General features: G+C 73.4%; 1 protein-coding gene. It reads left to right on the top strand.

From position 1 onward, the window contains the following. Positions 1–1,770 (top strand): type I polyketide synthase (locus ACX9I7_RS32550; RefSeq protein ID WP_459389392.1); only part of this gene is annotated, 1,770 nt, incomplete at both ends.

Below are 1,770 nucleotides of genomic sequence, written 5' to 3'. Positions count from 1 at the left end.
GCTCGCGGCGACCGAGCTGCGCAACCAGCTCAACCGCATCACCGGTCTCCGCCTCCCCGCCACTCTCGTCTTCGACCACCCCAACTCCCGGGCCGTCACCGACCACATCCTCGCCCTGGTCGCCGACCAGGAGGGGACGGTGGCGGGTGCGGTGACCACGGCCGACGTCGCCCGGCGCCCCCGTCCCCTGGACGACGAACCGATCGCCATCGTCGGCATGGCCTGCCGCTACCCCGGCGGCGTCGCGTCCCCCGAGGACCTGTGGCGGCTGGTCGTCGACGGCGTCGACACCGTCTCCGACCTGCCCGTCGACCGCGGCTGGAACGTCGAGGACCTCTACGACCCCGAGCCGGGCAAGGACGGCAAGAGCTACACGCGCCGCGGCAGCTTCCTCCACGACGCGGCCGAATTCGACCCCGGGTTCTTCGGCATCTCGCCCCGCGAGGCCACCTACATGGACCCGCAGCAGCGACTGCTCCTCGAGGTGTCCTGGGAGGCGATGGAGCGCGCCGGCATCGACCCGGCCACGCTCAAGGGCAGCCGGACCGGCGTCTTCGCCGGTGTCATGTACCACGACTACGCCCTGAACGTCTCGCCGTCGGGCACCAGCGGAGGCAGCGTCGTATCCGGCCGCGTCTCCTACACCTTCGGTTTCGAGGGCCCGGCGGTGACGGTCGACACGGCGTGCTCGTCGTCGCTGGTCGCCCTGCACCTGGCGGTGCAGGCGCTGCGCTCGGGCGAGTGCTCGCTGGCGCTGGCCGGCGGTGCGACGGTGATGTCGACGCCGGGCATGTTCATCGAGTTCAGCCGCCAGCGCGGACTCTCCGCGGACGGCCGCTGCAAGGCGTTCGCGGGTGCGGCCGACGGCGTCGGCTGGTCCGAGGGCGCGGGCGTCCTCCTCGTCGAGCGGCTCTCCGACGCCCTGCGCAACGGCCACGAGGTGCTCGCGGTGGTGCGGGGCACAGCGGTGAACCAGGACGGGGCGAGCAACGGCTTCTCCGCACCCAACGGCCCCTCGCAGCAGCGGGTGATCCGCCAGGCCCTGGAGAACTCCGGCATCGCGCCCACCGACGTCGACGCGGTCGAGGCCCACGGCACGGGCACGACGCTCGGCGACCCGATCGAGGCCCAGGCGCTGCTGGCCACGTACGGCCAGGGGCGGCCGGAGGACCGGCCGCTGTGGCTGGGCTCGGTGAAGTCCAACATCGGTCACGCGCAGGCGGCGGCCGGTGTCGCGGGCGTCATGAAGATGGTCATGGCGATGCGGAACGGTCTGCTGCCCAAGACCCTGCACGTGGACGAGCCCTCGCCGCACGTCGACTGGTCCGCCGGTGCCGTGGCACTGCTGACCGAGCCGACCGCGTGGCCCGAGACCGGACACCCGCGACGCGCGAGCGTCTCGGCCTTCGGCATCAGCGGCACGAACGCGCACGTGGTCCTGGAACAGGGCCCGTCGCAGCCGACGTCGCAGCCCGAGAACGTCGAACCGGACGGTGACACGGCTGATGTCGTGCCGTGGCTGGTCCACGCCGCCACGCCGGAGGCGCTGCGCGCCCAGGCCGCCCGGCTCCACTCGTTCCTCGCGGCCCGCCCGGAGCTCACCCCGTTCGAGGTGGCGCACTCGCTGGCCACGACCCGGTCGGCCCTGGAGCACCGCGCGGTCGTCGTCGGCACGGACCGCGCCGAGCTGCTCGACGGCCTCGACGCCCTCGCGCGCGGCGAGTCCGTACCCACCGCCTTCACGGCCGCCGCGCGCGGCAACGACTCGAC

The sequence above is a fragment of the Streptomyces sp. L500 genome, from assembly GCF_054551825.1.
Note: the sequence above shows the minus strand (reverse complement) of the source record. Positions and strands in the feature narration are given on the sequence as shown.